This is a genomic window from Rhodococcus sp. P3_B8 (assembly GCF_056402775.1).
Genome location: NZ_JBFUGT010000620.1, coordinates 1 through 1,415, shown reverse-complemented (window position 1 = coordinate 1,415; position 1,415 = coordinate 1). Strand labels below are relative to the sequence as shown.

Sequence of the window (1,415 nt, the reverse complement as noted above, 5' to 3'; positions counted from 1 at the left end):
GAAGTATCCGGTCGCGCTGACTCCTTTGGCGTGATTGCGCCGGAATCCGTCGTGATGCCCGGCGACCTCCTCGAACCGGTCGGTCAGCCGTGCCGGGGTCAGCGCGTCGGCGTCCAGTGTCCCCGCCGCGCAGAGGAACCCGCCGACGTCCACTGCCGCGATGGCGCCCACCGCGGCCAGGCCGAGCAGCGCACTGCGGCGACTGACGGCCGGGCGCGGCGCCTGATCCGGGGGTGTGGTGGCGTCATCCATGGGCGGAGTCGACCGTCACCACGTGCCAGGTTCCCTTGACGCCGTCGCCGCCCGTCTGCCCGGGGGCGGTGTCTTTCGCGAACCGGTACAGCGGGTGGCCGTCGTAGGTGATCTGCTCGGTTCCGTCCGGCCGCGTCGTGGCACCCGCGCGGGCGGCGAGGGTGGCGTCGGGCCGGGGTGCACCGACGAGCGAGGGCGGCCAGATCTCGGCGCACGGGCCGGTGCACCGGATGGTGCCCGGGGTGTCCTCGTCGAATCGGTAAAGCGTGAATCCGTCTCCGTCGGTGAGCACCGTGCCGAGAGCGGTCTCCCGGGTGCCGAGTTCCACCTGCCCCGCGGTGGACGCAGACGGCTGCACCTGGGGCGGAGTGTCGTCGGTGGCGGTGCCGCACGCCGACATCATCGCGATCGTGCCGGCGGCGCCGGCCGCCGCAAKAATCGATTTCTTCAGCATCGTTTCGGGTCTCCATTCGTTCGTTCCGTATGCCGGTTCGTTCGGCGCTGGGGAGTACGGATGGTCGACGATCCGCGTTCACCTGCCGGAGCCGCCTCCGCGCACCCGAGTGGCAGAATTCGAGATGAACGCCGCGCCGCCCGCGTCCGTACTCCTCGGTGGGTGTCGGGCGGGCCGACGCCGTATCCGGTGTTTCGGGAGGTGAGTGGTGCGGCTTCGTATCGTGCGCACACGCGGGGACCAGTCCGAGGGGGGCTTGGATGACGAGACGGTGTTGCGGGCCGCCTACGACGAACACGGGAGGGAACTGTTCGCCCTCGCCTACCGCTCCCTCGGAGACCGGGGTCGCGCGGAGGAGGCGGTACAGGAGACGTTTCTTCGGGCGTGGCGGCGCGACTCGTACTCGAAGAAATGGGGTGGCATGGTGACCACTGACCGCTGCCAGCAGATGCGCACCATGTTGGGGATGTACACGCTCGGTCGCCTCGACGACCGCGAGATGATCACGCTTCGCGCCCACCTGGACGGCTGCCCGGAGTGCCGCACCGAGTTGCGTCTGCTGACGCCGGTCGCGGCTGCCCTGTCGGCGGCGGACCCGGACCGGATCACCGAACCTGCGCCCCGGCCGTCGTCGACGCTGCCCGACGCGATCTTCGGGGCGGTCGACCGCGAACGCGGACGGAAGCGGTACCACCGGATCGCAGTCGCC

General features: G+C 70.6%; 2 protein-coding genes and 1 pseudogene. 1 reads left to right on the top strand and 2 read right to left on the bottom strand.

The features are described from left to right. Positions 1-252 (bottom strand): annotated as a pseudogene (locus AC1D1G_RS45195) (catalase); the annotation flags it as partial. Next, positions 245-706 (bottom strand): COG4315 family predicted lipoprotein, encoded by a 462-nt coding sequence (locus tag AC1D1G_RS45190; RefSeq protein ID WP_477956937.1) that lies wholly within the window; start codon positions 704-706, stop codon positions 245-247. The pseudogene AC1D1G_RS45195 and the gene AC1D1G_RS45190, both read right to left, overlap by 8 nt. Before the next feature lie 208 nt (positions 707-914). Here AC1D1G_RS45190 and AC1D1G_RS45185 point away from each other — a divergent pair. Then, positions 915-1,415 (top strand): anti-sigma factor family protein (locus AC1D1G_RS45185; protein ID WP_477956936.1); only part of this gene is annotated, 501 nt, incomplete at its 3' end.